Source organism: Botrimarina colliarenosi, from assembly GCF_007859955.1.
In the GTDB taxonomy this organism is placed as follows: Bacteria; Planctomycetota; Planctomycetia; order Pirellulales; family Lacipirellulaceae; genus Botrimarina; species Botrimarina colliarenosi.
Map to the genome: position 1 here is coordinate 121,820 of NZ_SJPR01000004.1, position 20,845 is coordinate 142,664.

The window sequence follows — 20,845 nt, forward strand, 5'->3', positions numbered from 1 at the left end:
CGCTTGTTAGCTAGCGTCAGCGGTTGGCGCCCCGCCCGCCGCGGTCCGCCCGAAGCCGTAAAGATAGACCCCGCAAAGGGTTGGTGCAACTCAGGCCGGACAGCGACGCGACCGGGGCGCGTTGCCCTCGGCGTCCGCGGGCGATAGCCTCAAAGATCCGCCATCAGCCCCAAGGTCACCACCATCGACACGATGCCGCGCGAGCACGAATTCGACCTCCCGGTCCGCTACTACGAGACCGATGCCCAAGGCATCGTCCACCACTCCAATTACTTGCGGTATATGGAGTTAGCGCGGGTCGAACTGCTTAAATCCACGGGCTACGACTACGCCAAGATCGAGGAGGCGGGCGTCCTGCTGGTGGTCGCGAAGGCGACCGTCAGCTACAAGTCGCCCGCCCGCTACGGCGACACCCTGCGGATTTGGATCCGCACCGAGCGCGCGTTCGGCGCCCGGATCGACCATCGCTATGTCATCAAGGTGGGCGAGCGGCTCGTCGCCGAGGCCGAGACGACAATCGCCAGCATCGACCGCGAAGGCCGTGTGCAGCGTATCCCCCGCGAGCTCGAAATCGACGACCAGTAGGGTCCGCTGGGCGGACCGAGGTTCCAACGTTCCATCCAACCTGGCCCAATTTGGCGATTGGCTCCAACGAACGGTCCGCCCAGCGGACCCTACCAACATGAAACGCCTGCTTTTCCTCGTCGGCGACTACGTCGAAGACTACGAGGTGATGGTCCCGTTCCAAGCGCTCTCGATGGTTGGGTACGACTGCGTCGCGGTCTGCCCCGGCAAGAAGTCGGGCGACACCGTCGCGACGGCGATCCATGACTTCGAGGGCGCCCAGACCTACAGCGAAAAGCGGGGCCACAACTTCCGGCTCAACGGCGACCTCGACGCCACGCGCGTCGAAGACTTCGCCGGTCTGGTGATTCCCGGCGGCCGGGCGCCGGAGTACCTGCGGCTCGACGAACGCGTGCTCGCTGTGATCCGCGACTTCGCCGGGTCGGGCAAGCCGATCGCGGCCGTCTGTCACGCGGCCCAGTTGCTCGCCGCCGCCGACGTCATCCGGGGCAAGCGGATGCAGGCCTACCCGGCGTGCAAGCCCGAAGTCCTCGCGGCAGGCGGCGTCTGGGACGAACCCTCCACAGGACTCGATTCGGCGTGCGTCGATGGCGTGCTCGTCACCGCCCCAGCGTGGCCGGCTCACCCGGCCTGGTTGCGTGAGTTCGTGCGGGTGCTCGGCGGCAAGCTGCAGCCGTGATCGTTGGTTGGGTGACTCTCAATCGGATAGGGTTTGCCGAACTTCTGGTGCGCGGCCCAAATCAAGCAGCAAAAGTAGCGGCGTACTCCCGCAGCCGCTCCCGCAACGCCCCAAGCAGCCGACTCTGGAACCGATACGGATTCCAAACGACCGCCACCGTGCGTGTCGGGGCGTCGCCTTCGAGCGAGCGATAGACCCGGGTCTCCGCCGTATCGAGGCGCCGCGCCATCGCGGGGATCATCGAGACGCCGTGACCGAGGGCGACCAGTTCTTGGACCATCGCCAGCTGACTGGTGCGTTCAACCGCGACAGGCTGCACCGATCGCTGGCGACAGAAAGACACCACGCTTTCGGTCAAACAGTGCGCCTCGTCGAGCAGGACAAAAGGATACGGCTCGACGTCGGCGACGTTCACGGTCGCCAGGGCCGTGAGCGGGTGGTCCGGCGAGGTCACCAGCAGCAACTCCTCGGTGAAGAGCGGCTCGATATCGAGGTACTTGGCCTGCACCGGCAAGGCGAGCACCGCCAGGTCGATCTCCCCCTGCTTGCAGCGGTGGAGCAGATGGTCGGTCGTGTCCTCCTGGACGACGAGCGTCGCCCGCGGGAAGTCGTCGTGAAAACGCCGTAAAAAATCGGGCAGGAAGTACGGCGCCACGGTCGGGATCGCCCCCAGCCGCACGCGGCCGCTCTGGCCGTCGTCGGTGATCTGGGCCTTGGTGTCGTCGATGATCTGCAGCACCTGCTGCGCGCGGGCCTGCAGGAGTTGGCCCGCGTCGGTCAGGACGATCGAGCGCGCCTGCCGTTCCAGCAGCGGCTGGCCAAACTCTTCTTCAAGGCGTTGGATCGAGCGACTCAACGTCGGCTGCGAAAGGCCGAGGGACTCGGCGGCGTGGGTGATGTTGCCCCGCTCGGCGACCCGCAGGAATTGGCGGAGTTGATCGAGGTCCATCGTGTCTCGGGGCCTGCCGGGTCATGCAAAAAAGACATCACCCGCATTGTCGCCATGCACAGGGCGGATCACCACCCACCCACCGCGTTCCGGCGAACGCCTCCGTCTAGAAACAACGCGACCCGGCGAAACAATCGCCGGGTCGCGTCGTGGCCATGCTTCCGTGCGGCGGCCGAGCAGGCATCCTTGCCCGCCCTTCTCGTCCTTGACGCGGTCGACTTAGGCGACCAGCCGCATTGGCTCGGCGTGTTCCCTCACGCCGGCGAGAAACTCTTCGAAGATCCGGAGATCGAGCGCCGAGGCGGTGTCGGCCTCGGGGTGGAACTGCGTGCCCATCGCAAACCAATCCTCGGTCGTCGACTCGACCGCTTCGATGACGCCGTCCGGGCAGCGGGCGGTGACGCGGAAGCAGTCGGCCAACTCGTCGATGGCCATGTGATGACGGCTGTTGACGCGGAGTTCCCCATCGCCATAGACGCGGTCCATGATCGAACCGGGGGCGAGTTCCAGCGTGTGCCGGTGGGCGGGGTCCAACAGGTCGTTGTGCGGAAGCGCCTCGGGGAGGTCTTCCGGCAGGTGGAGGAACAGGTTGCCCCCCATCGTGACGTTCAGGAGCTGCATCCCGAGGCCGATGCCGAACGCCGGGATCCGTCGTTCACAAACGGTGCGAGCGAGCAGGCGATCGAAGGTCTCGCGCCGCGGGGCGAGAGGCCGCACAGCGGGGTGGAGCATCCAGCCATCGCGGCGAGGATCGAGGTCGGCGCCGCCGACTAGCAACACGCCGTCAACCATCCGCAGGACCTGGTCCAGGTCTTGCTGGTCTTCCAGCGGGGGCAGGATCACCGGCAGAGCGCCGGCTTCGATCAACGCGTCGTAGTAACCGGCGGGCACATAAGAGACGGCCGGCTTGTCGCCAGCGGCGACACGGAAATCTGCGTTCAACGCGATAATTGGCTTCGACATTTTCGCTTGCACTCCCTGCTGCGATAAAGGCCGCCGAACGTCACGCAACAAGCGTGTCGACGATTGAGCAGATCGCGCGGAGTGCGAAGCATTGAGGGAATCACCGATAGACGCTCCCAGGCGAGACGCCTGAGACTCCCCCCGTGCAAACCGGCAAGGAGCCGGCGAACGGTTCTATCTAGATTTTCCCTACGCGGGGCGTGCCGACGACGGAGGTCTCACCAGGGAAACCTGCGTCACGTGCTATCCCTAGCACGCCGCTTGTACGCAACGGGTCGCCCTGCTAGCAGCAGCCCGGCCCGATGCGTCGCCGCTTCGGTAGTCGCTCGATCCCTCGATGCGGCCTTGTTAGTAACGACCGTTGTCAGCGGCCTGGTGATTGGCGGGGTGCAAGATGGTCGTGAGGTTAAGGTTCTGTAACGATCCAGCAACCGACACGGAAGATTTTGGCGTGGCGGCCAAACGCTAGCACAAGATCGCGTGCTAGAACTCCGCGTCTCTCCCCGGCCCGGCCCGAGGGGAGGGCCCGGATCAGCCCCGCAGCGTGGCGGGGCCCGTTCCGCGCGGCCCACCAATCGGCTAGCCTCGAAGACCGCGAAAAGCGACGCGGAAGCGATTTATACACCAGGGAAGCCGGGGTTCCGAGTGCGGTTTGAGCGAGTCTGTATCGAAGCGGTCGCCCACCTCTTGCCGGAAGAGGTTGTCACTTCCGATCAGCTCGAGGAGCGCCTCAGCCCGCTCTACGAACGCCTGCGGCTGCCGCCGGGCCGGCTGGAACTGATGTCGGGCATCCGCGAGCGGCGTTTCTTCTCCCCGGGAACCCGCCCGGGCGATGTGAGCTGCCGCGTCGGCGAGCTGGCCATCGCGGCCAGCGGCCTGGCTCGCGACGCCTTCGGCGCGTGCCTCCATGGGTCGGTCTGCCGTGACTGTCTCGAGCCGGCGACCGCCTGCCGCGTCCACCACGCCCTCCGGCTGCCGTCGGCGTGCGTTGTCCAGGATGTCTCCAACGCCTGTCTGGGCATCCTCTCCGGCGCCCTACAGATCGCCACCATGATCGAGCTGGGGCAGATCGACGCGGGTGTCGTCGTTGGCACCGAGTGTGGCAGGCAGCTCGTCGAGAACACGGTCGCCAACCTCAACGCCGACCAGTCGTTGACACGTGACTCGGTCAAGAATTCGTTCGCGTCGCTTACGATCGGCTCGGCAAGTGCGGCGATGGTGTTGTGTCACGAGCGGCTCAGCCAGACCGGCAACCGCTTGCGGGCCGCGACGGTTCACGCCGACACGGTCCATCACGACCTGTGCCAAAGCGAAGGCCTCGCCCAGGTCATGCAGACCGACAGCGAACGCCTGATGCGGGCCGGCGTCGCGGCCGGGGCGGCGAATTTCGAGCGGCTCCTCACCGCGTCCGGCTGGCGGCGGGAAGACATCGACCGCACGTTCTGTCATCAGGTGGGCGGCGCTCATCGCAAGATGATGCTCAGCGAGCTCGGGCTGCCGCTCGACCGCGACTTCGCGACAGTCGATTGGCTCGGCAACACCGGCTCGGCAGCGCTGCCGAGCGCCTTGGCGATCGGCATTGAGAAGGGCGTCCTCCAAGCGGGCGAACGCGTCGCCCTGCTGGGGATTGGGTCGGGCGTCAACTGCCTGATGATGGCCGTCGAGTGGGGCGGCTGACGCCGCGCGGGAGCGTCACGGGATGGAGCGCCACGCCACAGGACGTGCTCAGCCGACCAGCTTCGCGACGACGAAGATCACCAGGGCGGCAAAGAGGGCGCCGATGACAAACACCCACCACGGCGTCTTCGTGTACGGATTGACGTACCCCGGCGGGTGGAGCGGGTCGTAATCCGATTCCGCGGCGCGGCGGGCGCGGCGTTGATAGGGGTCTTCGCCCGTCGGCGCCGCATACTCCTCGTCGAAGATCGACTTTGGCTTGACCGCTCTTGACGGCGAACTGAGCGAAGCGGCTTCGCCTGCGTTGGAGTCGACGCCCCGGTCCGTCGCGGGTTTTTCCGGTCCCGACTTCGCGGCGGCGGAACCGCTCGACGATCGCTTGACGCCCGACTTGCTCGCCGACGACTTGGAGGAAGCCCCCTTCGTTGCGTCCGACGGGGCCGCCCCCGACTTGGAAGCGGCGCCCTTCGATCCGAGCTTGGCGTTGCTCTCATCCGACAAGACGCCCGACGACGCGGCCGCCTTCTTGGCTTGTCGCGCCTTGGGGCTCATCTCGTCCTCGTCGAGCGGCGCGAGGCCGATGTCCTCGTCCGTATCGACCGAGGGGGCCGCGTAGAGCTTCGCCGTGTCGCTCGCGCCGGAGGTCCCTGCCCCGCTGCCGGGCCGACTCAACGAGCCGGGCGGTGGGGTCTGGGTGAAGCGGCTCAGGATCCCGCTGCCGACGCCGCTACCGAGCCCTTCGCCCGCGCTGCGGAAGCCGCTGCCGCTTGAGCCGGCGCCGACCGTCGTCTCGCCCCGCTCCGCCAGCCAATCGTTCAGCAGGCGGGAGACGTCGCCCGCCGTCTGGGGGCGGTCGTCGGGCTTCTTCGACATCATCCGCGAACACAGATCGACCAGCGTCAGCGGCGTGTCGGGTCGGATCGTAAGCAGGCTTTGCGGCTCCTCCACCTGGTGCTTGAGCAACCGCTCCGAGATCGTTCCGTCGGGGAACGGCGGCCGACCGACGAGCAGGAAGTAGAACGTGCAGCCGAGACTGTAGATGTCCGCGCGGGCGTCGGCGGAGTGGCTGTTGAGGGCCTGTTCGGGGGCCAGGTAGTCGGCCGTGCCGAGGACGTTCTCGTCGTTGGCGAGCGTGAGCGACGTCTCGTCGTCGTTGAGCTTCGCCAGCCCCATATCGAGCAGCTTCACCACGCCGTTGTGATCAACCAGACAGTTGGCCGGCTTGATGTCGCGGTGGACGAGTCCCATCTCGTGGGCGTGCTGCAAGCCGGTCGCCACTTGGGCGATGTAGCGGACCGCGGTGGCGAACGGCAGCGGGCCGTTCTTGCTCACCGTCTGGTGGAGGTCACGCCCATCGACGTACTCCATGACGATGTAGTGCGTCTGGCCTCCGCCGCTCGTGTCGGTGTCGATGTCGAAGACCCGCACGATGTTGGGGTCGTCGAGACGGGCCGCGGCGCGGGCCTCGAGCTGGAAGCGAGCCAGGTAAGACCGATCTTTGACGCGTTGCCGGGGGAGCACCTTGATCGCCACCCGCCGCTCCATCAGCACGTGCTCGGCGAGGTAGACATGGCTCATGCCCCCCTTGCCGATTTCGCCGAGCAACTTGTACTTGCCAAGGCGGAAGCCACGGTGCTTGCCGGCGAGCAGCTTGTCGGCCTGCCAACGCGTCAGCAGCCCGTCGGCGACGAGCATCTCGGCGACCTTGTCTTGGCTCGCCGGGACACCGCCAGGAGCCTGGGCCGCCTTCTCCAAGAAGCTATCAAGCTTCTTTGACGGCACGAGTTCGCTCCGCTTGACGAGGTCGATCAGCTTGTCGGAAGCGTCCTGAGACATCCGTCTTGCTGTGTCCGTTATACGACCGCTAGTCGCCAGAGCGCGAGGCCCGCAGGAGGGGCGTCTTGCCGCCGACAATTGCCAAGGGGAGTAAGTGCGTTTACGCCAATATCGGACCGGTGGCGTGACACTCGGTGTGTCATCCAGCCGGCCCGAAGGCTATTCGTTCATTCTGTGTTGGAGTCTTCCTGACACTCCTAACAATCGCCGCGTATGGGAGACTGCCCGCCTGTGAAGAGTCAGTCGCCAGCCGCGGTTGCGGTGAAATCGCCGCAACCTCCGCTAGCTACCTCGTTTAAGAATATCACGGCCCTCCCAAACCGGCCACCGTTTTTCCGCTGTTCCTGCCCGCATTTGCGTTGCAGATCCCACATTCGGGGTCGGGTCATGCCGGCCGCGACCTCCCCGGCTGGCCCTTTCGGCCCTTCTGGGGGGGGCCCTGCCACCTGACCGTCGGGCCGATCCGTTCCCCACGACGGATTCGCTGCGCTCAACCGCGATCGACAACGGCCCGGACAATGTCGGCGTCGAAGTAATTGGTCCGCATCCCGGCGTCGACCACCAGCCGCTGGGCGTTCATCCCGCTCGAGCGGGGGCTCAGCAGGAACACGGCCGCCGCGGCCGCCTCCTCGGTCTTAACCGCTTCTTCACGAAGGGTCGCCTTCTCGGCAAAGAGGTACGAATCGACGTACCCCGGGATCCCGGCCGAGGCCGAAGTCTTCAGCAGGCCCGGCGCCACGCCGTTGAAGCGCACCCGGCTGAACTGGCTGAACGACTTGGCCAGGAAGACCAGCGACGAGTCGAGCGCCGCCTTGATCGGGGCCATGTAGCCGTAGTTCTCGCTCGCCATCTCGGTCGTGCTGATCGAGATCGCCACCACCGAGGCGTCGTCCGCCAGCGAGTCCTTCAGGCCGTTCGCCAGGGCGACCAGCGAGTAGCAGCTGATCGAGAAGGTCCGCAGGAACGCCCGTTTGGTCGTCTCGTGGAACGGCTTCAAGCCCCCCTTCTCTCCATCGACACTGTCGTAGTCGGCGAAGGCGATCGAGTGGACAAGCCCGGCCAGCCTCTGCCCCGTCCGCTCACAGTCGGCCGCCACCTCCGCGCAGAGCCGCTCGACTTCCTCGTCGTGCTCCACGTCGCAGACGAGCACGGTCGCGTCGGGGCCGGCCAGCTTCTGGATCTGTTCGCGGCGGGCCTCGCTGCGGACGGAGTAAATGACGCGGCAGTCGGCCTCGGTCAGCAGCCGGGCGATATGCCAGGCGACCGATTTCTTGTTGGCGACCCCCGCCACAAGGACCGTCTTGCCGGCGAGTTGGAGGAAATCAGTGGGCATGGGGCCAAGTGGGAAGTCGGAAGGGGGAAGTCGGAGACAGCACGTCACGCCTGAGCCGGGGGCGCAAGCCCTCGGAGTGAACCACCCTTCAATCCTCTTTCGCCGTCAACGTACAAGCAAAGTCGAACCGGCACGCGAGCTTGCCGCGGGTCACGTTCGTGACCTTCGCCTTCATGAAGAACGCGTCGGCGAGGCGTTCGGTCAGCTCGACCTCGATCTCGACCGTGTCGCCGGGGCGGACCATGTCGCGGAACTGGACGTTGTTGGCCCGCGTCGCGACGGGCACCTTGCCGGCTGCATCGGTCACGAGCTTCGACAACAGCACGGCGCCGGCTTGCATGCTCGCTTCGCAGAGGATGACGCCCGGCGTGATCGGAAAGTCGGGATAGTGCCCGCGGTACCAGAACTCATCGCCGCTAAACGTCTTGCGACAAACGATCCGAGACTCGCCCTGCTCCGTGACCTCGTCGATCAGCAGGAAGGGGTCGCGGTGGGGGATGGCGGCGAGGATTTGTTCTTTGGACATTTTTGGGCCGCAGATTTGCGCAGATGATCGCGGATGATGTTTGACGGGGCTGAACCGATAAGATGGCCGATCGGCTTTCCGCGCGGTAGGATGGGGGTATGAGCACCGTCGTCAATATCGACCCAGAAATCCTCGGCGGCACCCCGGTTTTTAGGGGAACACGCGTGCCGATCGTGTCGTTGTTTGACCACCTGAGGGGTGGGTACTCCATCGAGTACTTCCTAGAAGATTTCCCCACCGTCTCGCGGGAGCAGGTAGATACGCTGCTCAAAGAGGCGCAGTCGATGACCCTCTCCGGGGCCCCGGCGGCATGAAGCTGCTACTTGACGAGAACCTCCCGCATCGCTTACGGCCGCTCATCGTGGGACATGACGTAGCGACAACAGCCTACATGGGTTGGGGTGGGAAGGAAAACGGTGAGCTGCTTGCCCTGGCTGCGGCCGCCGGCTTCGAAGCTCTGCTAACGAAGGACGGCAATCTCCACTACCAGCAGTCCGTCAAACTACCGCTCTCGGTGGTCTTGCTTAGTGCGCCGAGTAACAAGCTCGATGATATCCGCCCCCTAATCCCGGCGCTGCTCAAAGCTCTGGAGAACCTGACACCCAAAGCGGTCACGGTCGTCAAATGAGCGAGGCGACTACCCCGATCTCTTCAAATCGCCATCCGCGGTCATCTGCGAACATCTGCGGCTAACTTCTTTCACCCCGCCGCCATGTCGGCGGCGACCCCGGCCTCGGCGTCGGCCGTTGAGCCGCTGCCGCCGGTCATTAGGTGGTTGTCGACTTCGTTCGCGACGATCACGCCGTAGTTCATCGCCCCAAGCCAGCCCGACATGATGATGCCGACGCTGCCCGCGTGGTAAAGGCCGCCGATCTGCTGCGGCAAGGCGCGGCTGACGGCGAGCCCTTCGAACTTCGTCCCGAAACTCGCGCCGGCCAGGTGGTGCGTGTAGTGGTTGAACGTCCGGGGCGTGCTGGCCTCGACGTGGACCGCGCGGTTCCGCACGTCGGGGACGTACTTGTCGAGTGCGTCGAGCGTTGTCTCGCAGAGGTCTTGCTTGCTCGCCTGGTACTCGTCTTCGGGCAGGTCGGCCCAGTCTTCCCAGCGGGCGTTGGTGCTCGACACGATCAGCTTCTGCGGCCGTCCCTCGGGGCGGGTCCGCGGGTAGTACATGCTGTAGGTGCGGCTCGTGACGTCGCGCGACAGCAGCGCCTCGGTGTTGAACGTCGGCGCCGTGGAGGTGAACAGCAGGTCGCCGGTCGATTCTTCGAGCGGGTCGTCCGGCTTCAGGGCGATGTAGACCTGCGTGCTGGAGTTGTTGATCCGCACCGCCTTGGCGTCGTCGACAAAGTCCTTCGAGAACTTGTCCTCGCCCACCAACCGGAAGATCGTTGACTTGAGGTTCGAGTTCGACACGACCGCGTCGCACTTGATGTGGCGGCCGTTGACCGTGACGCCGGTCACCTTGTCGCCCCCATTTCCGGAAGATGCAGTATGGACCTTCTCGCAGTCGCACTTGATGCGGACATCGACGCCACTCTTGACGAGCTCCTCGCCCATCGCGGTGACGAGCTTGTCGGTCCCCCCTTCGAACGTGAAGACGCCCTTCGACATGAAGTTGCTGAAGACGATGCCGTAGCTGATCGCCGGGTCCTCGAGCGTGCTGCCGTTGGCGTAGGTGATCGGCTCCATCAAGAGGCGGATCACGTCCTCGCGACCGGGGAAGAACTTGTCGAACAGCTCGCGCGCGGTGGTCTGTTGGTCGTCGTAGAAATTCATCCCGCGGGCCGTGTCGAAGAACGCCTTGACGGTCTCCGGATCGACCCGGAAGTCCTCGATGAGCTTCTTCGTAAAATCGTCGCGGGTGAAGTCGGTCTGCAGCGAGAACATCGGGTTCTCGAAGCGGATGCCGGTCAGCTGGACGATCGAGTCGGCGATTTCTTTGGACCAGTACCGCCGGCAGCTCTTGACCATGCCGTACGGGAACCCGTGCAGCGAGATGTCGAAGATGTGGTGGCCGGGCCGTTTGAACCAGGTGGCGAGGCCGCCGAGCTTGTAGTGCTGCTCGAGCAGCAGGACGCTGCGGCCCTGGCGGGCGAGGATATTGGCCGAAGTCAGCCCGGCGAGCCCGGCGCCGATGACGACGACGTCGTAGTGGTCCTGGGCGCCGGCGAGGAAGTCTTTGGGCATCTTTTGGGGGGGCAGCAGGCGGTCGGCAGTGAGTGACTCCGTAGTTTAGCGGGGACGGGGCGGAGTGGGTACAGGCAGATAACCAGCGTGCTAAGGGATGGCCTCAATCCAGGCAATCACCCCGTCGCCAGTCTCCGACGCGTTCGGTGGCGGGATTTGATCGCGTTGGTAATAGACCCGCTTATGGAGCAGCACGAGCGGCGTATCGGGTAGCTCCTTAACATGGATCCCAACACGACCGCCGCCGCTTGATCCGCTAGCGCGGTCCACCAGCCACTTATCCGCCTCGGGCGGCACCGGGAGGTGAATGGTGACGCCCCTCTCGTCATGGAGCAGCCAGCGGACCGTTCCATCGAGCTTTCTCTCTGCGGCGAGTGTCACCTCGATCTCGGCGCCCTCCGCGTTCTGCGCGTCCAGCTCCAGACGACCAGCCGGTTCTGGCATCGTCTTGTAGGGCGAACCGTTTGAGGGGTAAAAAACATGTGGGTTTGGCACTCCGCTAACCGAGACATGCAACGCCACTCGGCGATTCGCGGGGACCCAGAGACGCCACTTCCACGCATTCGTGACGTAGGTCTCAACACCGATGGCATGCACCAGGTCGGGATCACTAACCGTGAGAACGCCCGCCTCACGTCGAAGCCGCTGCACCTCCGCCCGCAGCGGGCCGACATCGCGCCAGAGCATTGCCGTCGTGATCGACAGGGCAACCAGCGCCGTCAAAGAGAGCAGGCTCAACAACGAGAATCGCGGCCGGCGGCGGGGCTTTGGCTCGGGCGATTCCATCGTGGGAGTTTAGCAGAGACGTGCTCACGGGTCGCCGTGAGCGACTCCGCTCCGCCATCAAGGCTGGTTCTTGTTCAACTTTTGATGCCCCGCGCTATTGGAACTTGGCGGCAGATTTGCCGGCGGGTAGTGCTTCGCCGTCACGATGACGCGCACCGGCTCGCCATTCTCCGACTGCCCCGCGAGGTCCATTAGCGCGGCCTCGTGCCCCTCCGCAACGCCCGGCTGCGGATCGAAGTCGTCGAACGTCAACCCGACGGGTTCGCCGCCCTGCCCCAGCCAAGGCGGCCGAGGGTTGCTCGATCCGGAACGCCGAACTGTCGACGAACTCCGCAGAGAATACATCCACAGGTCTCCAGCAACCGCGGGCAGGGTCACCAATTCAAACCCCGAATCGCCCGCATCGAGAGTCATCGTGAGGTAACCTTCGCGATTCTTCCACGGCTGCTGAACCAGAACCGTCACCACACCCGCCCGCCCGGGCGGCACGTAGGCGCGCCAGCGGAAGTGCATCCGATTATCAACCGAGTTATCGAGCGGCTGGACGTACATCTTCGTTGGGTCTGCGACCGCCACCTCGCCGACCTCGCGACGCAACGCTTGGATCTCACGCTCTAATGGCCAACGCCGTGACGACTCTCCCCAGAGCGCGAGACTCAGCGCGACGATCGCCGTCAGGAGCAACAAACTAAGAAGCGAAATGCGCGGCCGCAGGCGGGGCTTCGACTCGGGCGTTTCCATCGCGGCAGTTTATCAGATCGGTTGTTCGAGAGCCGCGTCGTCCCGACCGCAACCGACGTGGGTACCCGGGTTCCGCCGCGGTCGGGACGACGCGGCTCTCGGCTTTGCTTCGCTCGCCCTACTCTTTCAAACAGTGCAGATTCGCCATCCCAATACCGCTGACGATGCTGCCGACGATGCCGACGAAGCCCTGGTCGGTGCCGCACACGAAGAGGTTCTCGAGGTGCGTCGTGCCGTCGAGCTGCTTGTCGGGGGCGCCGTAGACCGCGCCGTTGTCGTGGCCCGTGAAGCGGACGATCGTCGTCGGCGTGAACATGTCCGTGTCGATGATCCGGCCACGGAATTCGGGCGTGAAGCGGGTGGCCGACTCGTTGATACGGTCGAACCAGCGCAGCTTCTCGAGTTCGTAGGTCGGCTCGTCGAGGCCGTTCCAGTAGTCGTAATTGGCGAGCACCGTCACGCGCATCGTGCCGCGGCCGCCGCGACCATCGTCGAGAGCCGTCGTGTAATCAAAGTTGTTCGGGCTACAGATGACGCCACTCCGCAGGTCACACGGCGAGGTCGGCACGGTCCAGTCGAACTTGTCGTGGTCGTTAAAGAACGTGATCGTGCGGTCGTAGCCCATCGCTTTCGGATCGATGTCGAGCGTGCTGATCGTCTCACAGAACGAGAGCCGCCCGGCGGAGCGCTGCGGCGAACCGGCGACCTCGACCGGTTGGCCGTCGTCGCAGAGACGCATCGTTTCGACCCAGCCGGCCGACGAGAGGACGCGCTTCGCCTCGAGGACTTCGCCGTTCTCAAGCACCACGCCCGCGACGCGGCCATTCTCGACGTGCAACCGATCGACGCCGGCGCGGAGCTTGAGCTCGCCGCCGAGGCCGCGGAACTTCTTGACGAGGTTCTTGAGGATCAGCCGCACCCCGGCTTGGGGCCGGCCGAGCCCCTCCAAGAAAATGCTGCGGAACATGATGCAGAACTGCCCCCAGTCCATGTCGTGCTCGCGGGCCGAGCCGTAGAACATCAGGGGGCAGAAGAGCATCTCGACCAAAACCGGCTCGGTCAGATAGCTCGCAACGACTTCGCGCGCCGAGAGCTGCTGGTGCTCGTCGGTGAGGTCGTCGTAGTCGGCGATCGACGCGATGAATTTTCGCCAGTTGTCGGCTTGCTGCGGGAACTCGCGCGCCACCGACTCGGCGAGCCGTTCGGGATCGTTGTCAAAGGCGAGCCGATGGCCGGGGAAGACGACCTGCGAGCCAATCTGCGGCGAGATCTGAAAGTCGTCCCAGCTAAACCGCAACTGCCGCAGCAGCCTGGCAAGCGGTCCCTTGCGGGTCCCTTTCGGCGTGATGTTGGTCAGCGCGTGGAGGCCGACGTCGTAGTCACGCCGGCGGAGCCGGTAGAACGAGTTGAGCCCGCCGATGGTGGTGTGCTTCTCAAGGACGCACACCTTCTGGTCGTACATCGCCAGCCGGATCCCGGCGGCGAGCCCGCTCATGCCGGCGCCGATGATGAGGGTGTCGTACATGAATGCGGAAGTGGGAAGGCGGAAGTGGGAATCACATCGGCAGGACGGAACACGCTGGATCAGCTAGCCATTCCGCCTTCCGCAATCGCCATTCCGCAATCGCTAGGCCTTCACCGTGTCTTTCATCAGCGGCTCGAGGTAGTTGACCGTCGAGTTCATGCTGGCCAGCTCGACGTAGTCGTCCTCGGGGATCTGCACTCGGTAACGCTTGCGGAGCTCCATGACGATGTCGAGGAAGTCCATCGAGTCGAGCTCCATCTGCTCGCGGAAGGACTGGTCGTCTTTCAGGTCCGACAGGTCCTCGTCCGGGGCGATGTCGCCGAGGATGTCGAGGATCTCGTCGCGGATGTCGTCACGCGTCATTCGTTTTACCTACTTCCTTTCTTGAAGCCCACGAATCACACGAATCAACGCGAATAAAGTATTCGTGGAGATTTGTGTGATTCGTGGGCTCTCTTTACTTTCAAACTTTCGTAACGATCAGCGCTGAGTTGATCCCCAGCATGCCGAATGAGTTGTTGAGGATCGCCTTCACGTCTCGGCCTTCGAGCGACTCGTTGAGCACGAGGCCCGGGAGCTCGCACTCCGGGTCGAGGTCGTCGACGTTGATGGTCGGGTGCACGACGCCGTCGACGAACGACAGCAGGTTGCCCGCCAGCTCGAGCGAGCCGGCGGCGCCCATCGCGTGGCCGATGAAGCTCTTGGTGTTGTTGATCGCGGTTGTCGTGCTCTGGCCGAAGACGCGGCGGACCGCCTCGCACTCTTGGATGTCGCCGCTGGGGGTGGCGGTGGCGTGGGTGCTGAGGATGCCGATATCGCCGGCGTTCATCCCCGCCCGTTCGAGGGCCATCCGCATGCAACGCGACTGCTCGTCGGGGTTGGGCAGCACAAAGTCGCTGGCGTCACTGTTCATCGCGTAGCCGGCGATCTCGCCATAGATCCGCGCGCCGCGGGCGGCGGCGTCTTGGTAGCGTTCCAAGATGTAGATAGCGCCCCCCTCCGAAACGACAATGCCGTTGCGGTTTTTGTCGAAGGGTCGCGACGCCTTGGTCGGGTCGGCGTTCGAGGCGAGGGCCCCCTGGCTGGCGAAGCCGGCGAAGATGCCGAACGTGTGGATGCTCTCCGACACGCCGCCGCAGACCGCCAGGTCGCACTCGCCGAGCCGCAGCATCTGGGCGCCCTGGATCATGCCGGCGTTGCCCGCGGCGCAGGCGGCGCCGATCGTGTAGTGCGGGCCGGTGATGCCAAGGTTGAGCGTCACCTCTCCCGCCGGGTTGTTGGCCACGGTGCGGGGGTTGTGGTGGTGCGACCAGACGCTTGTGTCGTAGTCGTACGCCTTGATCTCGTTGATCTCGTTCTCGGTCTCGACGTTGCCGTGCTCGGTGACGCCGAGATAGACGCCGACCCGCTGGCGGTTGACGTTCGCCCAGTCGACGCCCGAATCGGTGATCGCCTCGTTAGCGCAATAGATCGAGACGCTCCCTGCCCGGGTGCCGCGGCGGACTTCCTTCCGCTTCTGGTACTTCAGCTCGTCGAAGTCGCAGACCCCGGCGAGCGTCTTGCCGACATAGCGGATCTCGTAGTCACGGACGCCGCTGCGGCCGTTGAGCAGGGCGTCGCGGTAGTCGGCCAGGTTGTTGCCGTTAGGCGACGTGAGGCCAATGCCCGTAATGACGATGCGGTCGGTGGGGCTGGCCTGGCTCGTCATCGGTTGGTCGGCTGGGAGAATCGCGGGGGGCAAGCGATGTCGGCAGGTAGTGGCGCCCCTACGGGTTCCTGCGGGCCATGGCGAAGACCCTCGAAACTACCGGCGGGGCCGGCGTTTGGCAAGCGGCGCGAAGCGGTGAATAACGGCAAAACAGCGCCTAAAGGGAGCCCTAAGCGCCAGCGCCGGGAGTTGCGACGGGTACCCGATTCAACTCCCCACGCTGGCGCTGAGGGCTCCCACAGCGTTGCCTAGAGTTCCCTCGATCTGGTTGGCGCCCCCGCCCTGGCTTCAGCGACTTTCGGGGAACGGCGCCGCGTTAAGGCTGCGGGCAAAGGCGTCGCGTTGGGTTTCCCAGCCGCGGGCGTGGCCGATCGCCTCCCACGTATCAGCCGCCTGCTGCAGGGCTTCGCCCGCCGGCCGCCCGTCGAGCGCCTCGCGGACGTGCTTCCCCAGCACCTGGAGGTATTCGTCGCCCCCCGGCAAGCGGGGCGCCAGCAAGAAACGGGGCAATCGCAAGGCGTCGGCCTCCGCCTCGGCGAACTCCTTGCTCAGGTCGCGGTCATCCGTAGCCCGCCAGGCGTCTGGCGAACGGGCGAACGACCCGCGGCAGTTGGCGACGTTGTCGCTCGCCGTTGACACCAAGCGGCTGTTCTCGGGGCTCACGAGCCATTCCGCGTAGCGGAACGCCGTCGCCGCGTTGCGGGAAGATGTCGTCACCCCGACCAGCCGGCCGCTCGACGCCACCAGTGTCGCGAACTGTTCGGCATAGGGGAGCGGCTCCCACTCCTCGGCAATCGGGTTGTAGACCTCCGCGGCTGCCGGCATGACCTGCGGTGTGAACCCGCCGGGAAGGGGTTCGTCGCGAAGAGGCCACACGATCTGGCCTCTCCCTTCGCCGTGCGAACCGACGAAATTCGTCAGAGCCCGGACGAAGGGCGGCTCGGCGAGTCGCGGCCGAAAGGTGTCCGAGTCAAAGAGCGTGGCGATCCGACTGCGATGCACCAAGTACGGCGCCGCCCACGCCAGGTAAGCGAGGGCGAGTTGGGGGTCTTCTTTGGTGACAGCGGTCGTCAACGAGTTCTCGCTGGCGTCCGGACAGAGGTGCAACGGTGTCGGACAACCAATCGGCAACGCCATCACCTGCTGGGCGTAGACGATTTCCTGGTCGCGCACGAGCGGCAGGAAATCGTCAAATCGCAGCGCGTCCGACTCGAGCACGTTGGAACGCACCGGCCGGAGAGCCTCGGCCTCGCACAGCTCGCCGATCGCCCGGCTGGGGAAGACGATCAGGTCCGCGTCGGCTGCCGCCGCGGCTAAATCAGCGTCGGCGGCGACTTCGATGGTCTCGATCTGGCCGTCCGTCCGTTCGTTCCACTCGCCGCGGAGCCGGTCGATCGCCCGCCGCAGGGACGCATCGCTGACGACCGCGACGCGCAGCGTTACACTGGCCCGCGGCAGCGCCCCGGCGTCGCCCTCCTCCACCGCCTCTTCCTTCGGCGACGGGCATCCCGCCGCCGTGACGATCAGCACGCCTAACAGCGACCAACCTATGAGTGTCTTTCTCGGCATCGACATCGGCACCTCGGGCACAAAGACGATCGCGATCGATGCGGCGGGCAAGGTGCTCGCCGGCGCCAGCGCGTCGTACCCCTGCGAGCATCCGCGCCCGCTGTGGAGTGAGCAAGACCCACAGCACTGGTGGGACGCCGTCGTCGAGACCGTGCGGGGCGTCGTAAAGAAGGTCAAACTGAAGAAGTCCGACGTGAAAGGCATCGGTCTCTCGGGCCAGATGCACGGGTCGGTGTTCCTCGACAAGGCGGGCAAGGTGCTGCGGCCCGCCCTGCTCTGGAACGACCAACGCACCTCGGCCGAGTGCGCCGAGATCACCCAGCGGGCCGGCGGGCGGGCCCGGCTCGTGAAGATGGTCGCCAACCCCGCGCTGACCGGCTTTCAGGCCCCCAAGATCCTCTGGCTGCGGAACAACGAACCCAAGAAGTACGAGAAACTGGCCCATGTCCTGCTGCCCAAGGACGACGTCCGCCGCCGCCTGACGGGCGAGCTCGTCACCGAGGTGAGCGACGCCAGCGGCACGCTGCTGCTCGATGTCGTCAAACGGCAGTGGTCCAAGACGTTGCTCGGCAAGCTGGAGCTCGACCTGTCGCTCCTCCCCACGGTCGTCGAGTCGGAGGACGTCACCGGACGGCTCACGCCGGAGGTCGCCGAGCTGCTGGGGCTCTCGACCGATTGCATCGTGGTCGGCGGCGCGGGCGACTGTGCCGCCGGGGCGATTGGCAACGGCATCGTCCGCAAAGGGCTCGTCAACACGTCGCTCGGCACCAGCGGCGTCGTCTTCGCCTACAGCGACCAGCCAGAGGTCGATCCGGCCGGCCGGCTCCACACGTTTTGTCACGCCGTCCGCGGCAAGTGGCACCAGATGGGCGTCACGCTGGCGGCGGCGGGTTCGTTCGGCTGGTTCGCCGACACGCTCTGCCAGACCGACGGCGAGATCGCGAAGAAGAAGGGGGGCGACCTCTTCGAGCAACTCGTCGCCGAGGCGGCCGAGCACAAGCCGGGCGCGGAGGGGCTCTTCTTCTTGCCCTACTTGGCCGGCGAACGGACGCCCCACGCCGACCCCAACGCCCGCGGCGCCTTCGTCGGGCTGACGCTGTCGCACAACCGCGGCGCCATGGTGCGGGCCGTCCTGGAGGGGGTCACCTACTCGCTGCGGGATTGCCTCGACCTGATGCGGGCGCTGGACGTCCCGGTCGAGGCGATTCGCACGACCGGCGGCGGCGCCAAGAGCCCGTTCTGGCGCCAGCTTCAAGCCGACCTCCTGGGCGCCAAGGTTTACTCCATGCAGGCCGACGAGGGCCCGGCGTACGGCGTCGCCCTGTTGGCGGCGGTCGGCTGCGGCGAGTTCGCCGACATCACCGAGGCGTGCGCAGCGACCGTCCGCACCGCAAGCGAGACCAAACCCAACGCCAAAACGCGGAAGGTCTACGACCAGCGGGTCCACGTTTACCGCGACCTCTATCGGCAGTTAAAGCCGGCCTTCGACAAAATCGCCGCCCTCGGCTGAACAACTTCCCGTAGGTCAGCCAACCGATGCCTTCCGACAGCGACGCCTCTCCACGGAGAGACCCTCAGTGGGTCGACGGGAGACCGAGTCCTGGAATCGGAAGCGGCAACGGCGGGGCGATCGACGAACGCTTCGGTTCACGGAAGTAGGCGTAGAGGTCGGCATGCAGCTGAGCGAACTCGAAGGAACGCGTCCGAGCGGCCGGGTCGGCAATCAGCTTCGCGTTGAGCTCGGAGGCTTCTTCTTCGCTGAGGCTGTCATCGAGGAACAACGACAGCAACTGATCGAGGCGATCGATCGGCTCGTCGGCGTCCAACTCAAGATTCGTTTTTTCGGTTGTGCTCATCGGTCGTGACTCGGGGGGGAGGGAGTCGTGGAGGGGACCGTCGGTCAGGAATAACCGGATCAATCGTCCTTTAGGGTGTCATCGGAAACTCGGCAAGATCGGTATTAGCAAACTCGGCGCCGCAGAGCGATTCGCAGACCGTTGTGGCGGGTTTTACTGGGTTTCGGTACGGTCGGGCGCCCGCGTCGCGGGCGCAAGTCGGCCTGTTTTGCCGGCGCCGCCAGCCCGAAATCCGGCGCCGCCATCTCAAACCTAGCACGCAACGCCCTTGGACCCACAAGACAGGCTGGCGCCGCTATCTCTCCCGACGCCGCGAAGCCGGTTTTGGTTCGACGCTGCGCTGGTTTTTCTGGTGCTCTTCATCGCCGGCGGCGACCCGGCGCCGGGCGTCAACGAGGCCCACTACCTCTGCCGCTTAAAGCATTTCGCCGACCCCTCCTACTGCCGCGGCGACCTGTTCCTGGAGTCGCCCGACGCCCACTTCACCGTCGTCTGGCTCTTCGCCTGGGTGACGCAATGGGTCTCCTTGGAGACGACTGCATGGATCGGCCGGCTGGCGTCATGGGCTCTGCTCGCGGTCGGCTGGACCCGCTTGGTCAGCCGCATCGCGCCACATTCCCTGCTGGCGCCCCTCGGCGCGGCGCTGCTGGTCTATGGAACCCGGCAGTGGCAGTTCGCTGGCGAGTGGTTTATCGGCGGTTTCGAGGCCAAGAGCGTCGCCTACGGGTTCGTCTTCTTCGCTCTGGCCGAAGCCGCCGATAGCCGCTGGAACCGCGCGTGGCTGCTCCTCGGACTGGCGAGCGCTTTCCACGCCCTGGTCGGCGGATGGTCGGTGGTGGCGCTCGGCCTCGCCGGGCTGATCACCGGACGGCTGGCGCCGCTCCGCGCGATGCTGCCGGGACTCGTCGGCGGCGGTCTGCTGGCGCTGGCGGGCGTGCTGCCCGCGTTGCTCCTCAACGTCGGGACGCCGGGCGACGTTGTCGGCGAAGCAAACCAGATCTACGTCTTCTTCCGCCTGCCGCACCACCTGGCGCCGCTCAGCAAAGGCGCCGAGTGGCTGTGGCGTTCCGGCGCCGGGCACGCAAAGCTCGTCGCTTTCTTCGCCCTCCTGACTTGGCTCCGCCGTCGCGAAATCCCATCGGGCTTGCGGTTGATGACCGCCTTCGCCTGGAGCGCCGAAGCGATCAGCCTCGCCGGCCTCCTGATCGAACTGGCGCTGTGGAACCACCCGGTGTGGGCAGCCGCGGTTCTCAAGTACTACTGGTTCCGCTTGGCGGACATCGCGACGCCGATCGCCGTGTCCTTGCTGCTGGTTCACTGGGTCGGCGAAGGGATCGCCCAGCATCGCCGCGCGCCGGCTTGGGGCGCGGTGGCGTTGGTCGCCCTGTGCGTTTGGCATCTCGGTGACGCGGTCGTCGATCGCCTCAAATCCCCCTTCGGGCCCGCCGACCAAGCGATGCTCGATCCGGCCGCGTGGATCGAGATGTGCCAATGGATCGAGGAGAACACCCCGCCCGAGGCTGTTTTTCTCGTTCCTCAGCGTTCGCACACGTTCAAATGGCGGGCCGAGCGGCCCGAGGTCGTCACCTACAAGGACATCCCGCAAGACGCACGCAGCATGGTCGAGTGGCGGCGCCGCTACGAAGATGTCTTTCAGATTGGCGACGGGCCGAATGGCGAGCGGCGTTGGACGCCGAGCCTCGCCGCCCTCGGCGCCAAACGGTTACGCGAACTCGGCGACGAGTACGGCGCCCGCTACGCCCTCAGCCAAGCGCCCCCGCGCGACGCGGCCTCAGGCGTTCCGTTCCGCCGCTCGGCGAGTCTACCGGTCGTCCACCGGGTAGGCGTCTACACGCTTTACGACCTCGGCGAGGCCGGTAGTCCGACGGAGTAGGAGTCCGGTAAATTGATGGGTCCCACCG

General features: G+C 65.6%; 20 protein-coding genes. 7 read left to right on the plus strand and 13 right to left on the minus strand.

Annotated elements, in window-relative coordinates; genetic code table 11:
* Positions 1-192 precede the first annotated feature (192 nt).
* Positions 193-585, plus strand: a complete 393-nt coding sequence (locus Pla108_RS14540; protein WP_146445699.1) for an acyl-CoA thioesterase — start codon at positions 193-195, stop codon at positions 583-585.
* 97 nt (positions 586-682) lie between these two features.
* Complete coding sequence (locus Pla108_RS14545; protein ID WP_146445700.1) at positions 683-1,264, plus strand: DJ-1/PfpI family protein; 582 nt, start codon at positions 683-685, stop codon at positions 1,262-1,264.
* A gap of 61 nt (positions 1,265-1,325) precedes the next feature.
* Here the strand turns inward: Pla108_RS14545 and Pla108_RS14550 are convergent, their stop codons facing one another.
* Both Pla108_RS14550 and Pla108_RS14555 read right to left on the minus strand, forming a co-directional pair.
* The gene (locus tag Pla108_RS14550; RefSeq protein WP_146445701.1) at positions 1,326-2,213 is read right to left on the minus strand and encodes a LysR family transcriptional regulator; all 888 of its coding nucleotides are present in this window, start codon (positions 2,211-2,213) and stop codon (positions 1,326-1,328) included.
* Positions 2,214-2,432: 219 nt separating this feature from the next.
* A complete protein-coding gene (locus Pla108_RS14555) occupies positions 2,433-3,176 on the minus strand; it encodes a gamma-glutamyl-gamma-aminobutyrate hydrolase family protein (RefSeq protein WP_146445702.1) in 744 nt (247 codons plus the stop codon).
* 645 nt (positions 3,177-3,821) lie between these two features.
* Between Pla108_RS14555 and Pla108_RS14560 the strand changes: the two genes are divergently transcribed.
* Positions 3,822-4,853, plus strand: coding sequence for a 3-oxoacyl-ACP synthase III (locus Pla108_RS14560; protein ID WP_146445703.1), 1,032 nt, complete (start codon positions 3,822-3,824; stop codon positions 4,851-4,853).
* Positions 4,854-4,901: 48 nt separating this feature from the next.
* Here the strand turns inward: Pla108_RS14560 and Pla108_RS14565 are convergent, their stop codons facing one another.
* The 3 genes from Pla108_RS14565 to Pla108_RS14575 form a co-directional block, all read right to left on the minus strand.
* On the minus strand, positions 4,902-6,689 hold the full coding sequence (locus Pla108_RS14565) for a serine/threonine protein kinase (protein ID WP_231934518.1): 1,788 nt from the start codon (positions 6,687-6,689) through the stop codon (positions 4,902-4,904).
* A 490-nt stretch (positions 6,690-7,179) separates the two neighbouring features.
* Positions 7,180-8,022, minus strand: a complete 843-nt coding sequence (locus Pla108_RS14570; protein WP_146445704.1) for an enoyl-ACP reductase FabI — start codon at positions 8,020-8,022, stop codon at positions 7,180-7,182.
* 88 nt (positions 8,023-8,110) lie between these two features.
* Positions 8,111-8,548 carry a 3-hydroxyacyl-ACP dehydratase FabZ family protein gene (locus Pla108_RS14575; RefSeq protein WP_146445705.1) on the minus strand — a complete coding sequence of 146 codons (438 nt, stop codon included), beginning with the start codon at positions 8,546-8,548 and terminating at the stop codon, positions 8,111-8,113.
* Positions 8,549-8,646: 98 nt separating this feature from the next.
* Here Pla108_RS14575 and Pla108_RS14580 point away from each other — a divergent pair, with 98 nt between their 5' ends.
* Both Pla108_RS14580 and Pla108_RS14585 read left to right on the plus strand, forming a co-directional pair.
* The gene (locus Pla108_RS14580; RefSeq protein WP_146445706.1) at positions 8,647-8,862 is read left to right on the plus strand and encodes a DUF433 domain-containing protein; all 216 of its coding nucleotides are present in this window, start codon (positions 8,647-8,649) and stop codon (positions 8,860-8,862) included.
* Positions 8,859-9,176, plus strand: coding sequence for a DUF5615 family PIN-like protein (locus Pla108_RS14585; RefSeq protein WP_146445707.1), 318 nt, complete (start codon positions 8,859-8,861; stop codon positions 9,174-9,176). The genes Pla108_RS14580 and Pla108_RS14585 overlap by 4 nt, the downstream gene beginning before the upstream one ends.
* Positions 9,177-9,247: 71 nt before the next feature.
* Here Pla108_RS14585 and Pla108_RS14590 read toward each other — a convergent pair whose 3' ends face one another.
* The 7 genes from Pla108_RS14590 to Pla108_RS14620 form a co-directional block, all read right to left on the minus strand.
* A complete protein-coding gene (locus Pla108_RS14590) occupies positions 9,248-10,738 on the minus strand; it encodes a phytoene desaturase family protein (protein WP_146445708.1) in 1,491 nt (496 codons plus the stop codon).
* Positions 10,739-10,828: 90 nt separating this feature from the next.
* The gene (locus Pla108_RS14595; RefSeq protein ID WP_197526575.1) at positions 10,829-11,476 is read right to left on the minus strand and encodes a hypothetical protein; all 648 of its coding nucleotides are present in this window, start codon (positions 11,474-11,476) and stop codon (positions 10,829-10,831) included.
* Positions 11,477-11,581: 105 nt separating this feature from the next.
* The gene (locus tag Pla108_RS14600) at positions 11,582-12,265 is read right to left on the minus strand and encodes a hypothetical protein (protein WP_146445710.1); all 684 of its coding nucleotides are present in this window, start codon (positions 12,263-12,265) and stop codon (positions 11,582-11,584) included.
* 118 nt (positions 12,266-12,383) lie between these two features.
* Positions 12,384-13,790, minus strand: coding sequence for a phytoene desaturase family protein (locus tag Pla108_RS14605; protein WP_146445711.1), 1,407 nt, complete (start codon positions 13,788-13,790; stop codon positions 12,384-12,386).
* Between the two features lie 102 nt (positions 13,791-13,892).
* Complete coding sequence (locus Pla108_RS14610) at positions 13,893-14,153, minus strand: acyl carrier protein (RefSeq protein WP_146445712.1); 261 nt, start codon at positions 14,151-14,153, stop codon at positions 13,893-13,895.
* 100 nt (positions 14,154-14,253) lie between these two features.
* A complete protein-coding gene (locus Pla108_RS14615; protein ID WP_146445713.1) occupies positions 14,254-15,498 on the minus strand; it encodes a beta-ketoacyl-[acyl-carrier-protein] synthase family protein in 1,245 nt (414 codons plus the stop codon).
* Between the two features lie 288 nt (positions 15,499-15,786).
* A complete protein-coding gene (locus Pla108_RS14620; protein ID WP_146445714.1) occupies positions 15,787-17,073 on the minus strand; it encodes a hypothetical protein in 1,287 nt (428 codons plus the stop codon).
* Here Pla108_RS14620 and xylB point away from each other — a divergent pair.
* Positions 17,048-18,577 carry a xylulokinase gene (xylB, locus tag Pla108_RS14625; protein WP_146445715.1) on the plus strand — a complete coding sequence of 510 codons (1,530 nt, stop codon included), beginning with the start codon at positions 17,048-17,050 and terminating at the stop codon, positions 18,575-18,577. The genes Pla108_RS14620 and xylB overlap by 26 nt on opposite strands.
* A 64-nt stretch (positions 18,578-18,641) precedes the next feature.
* Here the strand turns inward: xylB and Pla108_RS14630 are convergent, their stop codons facing one another.
* The gene (locus Pla108_RS14630; RefSeq protein ID WP_146445716.1) at positions 18,642-18,923 is read right to left on the minus strand and encodes a hypothetical protein; all 282 of its coding nucleotides are present in this window, start codon (positions 18,921-18,923) and stop codon (positions 18,642-18,644) included.
* A gap of 352 nt (positions 18,924-19,275) precedes the next feature.
* On the opposite strand from Pla108_RS14630, the gene Pla108_RS14635 reads away from it, so the two are divergent.
* Positions 19,276-20,817 (plus strand): DUF6798 domain-containing protein, encoded by a 1,542-nt coding sequence (locus Pla108_RS14635; protein ID WP_197526576.1) that lies wholly within the window; start codon positions 19,276-19,278, stop codon positions 20,815-20,817.
* The last annotated feature ends 28 nt before the right edge of the window (positions 20,818-20,845 follow it).